Here is a 1,683-nt window from a genome sequence, read left to right on the forward strand (position 1 = left end):
GGCGCTGTTCGACGCCGCGCTGAGGTCCCCGGAGGCGCTGCTGGTCCCGACCCGGCTGGACCGCGACGCGCTGCGCGGGCAGGCGGCGGGCGGCGAACTGAACCCGCTGCTGCGCGGCCTGGTCCGCACCCCCCGCCGCACCGCCGCCACCGCCGGGGCACCGGCCGGCGACGGCCGTGAGGTCCTGTTCCGCAGGCTCTCCGCGGTGGGCGAGGCCGAACAGCTCCGGCTGCTCCTGGACCTGGTCCGGGCCAGCGCGGCCAAGGTGCTCGGCCAGAGCATCGACGAGACGGTGAAGCCCGCTCAGGCGTTCAAGGACGTCGGCTTCGACTCGCTGACCTCGCTGCGGATCCGTACCAGCCTCACCGAGGCCACCGGTGTCCGGCTCCCGGCGACCCTGGTCTTCGACCACCCGACCCCGGCCGCCGTCGCCGAGCACCTGCGGGACCGGCTGGGCCTGGCGGGCTCGGTGGCCGTGCCGCCCGTCCTGCTCGAACTCGACCGGCTGGAGCAGGCGTTGGCGGCCACGGCCGGGACGGCCGGCGCGCCCGACGGGCTGCGCGCCCAGGTGGCCGCCCGGCTGGAGGCCCTCACCGCCCGCTGGGCGGCCTCGGGCGAGGAGCCCGAGGCCGAGGGCGTCGACCTGGGCGCCGCCTCGGACGACGAGCTCTTCGACCTGATCGACAACGAACTCGGCCTTTCCTGATGACGGATACGAGGAAGAACCCCATGTCGAACGACGACAAGCTGCGCGACTACCTCAAGCGCGTCACGGCCGACCTCCAGCAGACCAGGCGCCGCCTGCGCGACGTCGAGGCCCGGCGCACCGAGCCGATCGCCATCGTCGGGATGGCCTGCCGGCTGCCCGGCGGCGTCGCCTCCCCGGCCGACCTGTGGCGCCTGGTCCACGACGGCACCGACGCCATGGCCCCGTTCCCCCGCGACCGGGGGTGGGACGTGGACGGCCTGTACGACCCCGACCCGGACGCCGCCGGGAAGACCTACGCCGAGGAGGGCGGCTTCCTCGCCGACCCGGGCGGCTTCGACGCCGCGCTCTTCGGGATCTCCCCGCGTGAGGCGCTGGCGACGGACCCGCAGCAGCGGCTGCTGCTGGAGGCCTCCTGGGAGGCCCTGGAGCGGGCCGGCATCGACCCGGCCTCGCTCAAGGGGCAGCCGGTCGGCGTCTACGCGGGGCTTATGTACCACGACTACGCGCACCACGTGCTCAACCTCCCGGAGGGCCTGGAGGGGTACTTCGGGATCGGGAACTCGGGCTCCGTCGCCTCCGGCCGGGTCTCCTACACCCTGGGTCTCGAAGGCCCGTCGGTGACGGTGGACACCGCCTGCTCCTCCTCCCTGGTCGCCGTCCACCTGGCCGCGCAGGCGCTGCGCGACGGCGAGTGCACGCTGGCCCTGGCCGGCGGGGTCGCGGTGATGGCCACGCCGGAGGTGTTCGTCGACTTCGCCACCCAGCGCGGCCTGGCGCGCGACAGCCGCTGCAAGGCGTACGCGGACGGCGCCGACGGGACCGGGCTCGCCGAGGGCGTCGCGGTCCTCCTGCTGGAGCGGCTGTCGGACGCCCGGCGGCTGGGGCACGAGGTGCTGGCCGTGGTCCGGGGTTCGGCCGTCAACCAGGACGGCGCGTCCAACGGCCTGACCGCCCCGAACGGCCCCTCGCAGGAG

The 1,683-nt window shown here is 75.3% G+C and carries 2 protein-coding genes; both read left to right on the top strand.

Features of this window, described 5'->3' with window-relative positions; genetic code table 11:
* The coding region (locus ACWDCZ_RS41100; protein ID WP_449818688.1) for a phosphopantetheine-binding protein at positions 1 to 706 on the top strand (706 nt) is incomplete at its 5' end.
* 23 nt (positions 707 to 729) lie between these two features.
* Positions 730 to 1,683: beta-ketoacyl synthase N-terminal-like domain-containing protein (locus tag ACWDCZ_RS41105; protein ID WP_449818689.1), on the top strand; the 954-nt coding region annotated here is incomplete at its 3' end.

The organism is Kitasatospora sp. NPDC001225, from assembly GCF_053597855.1.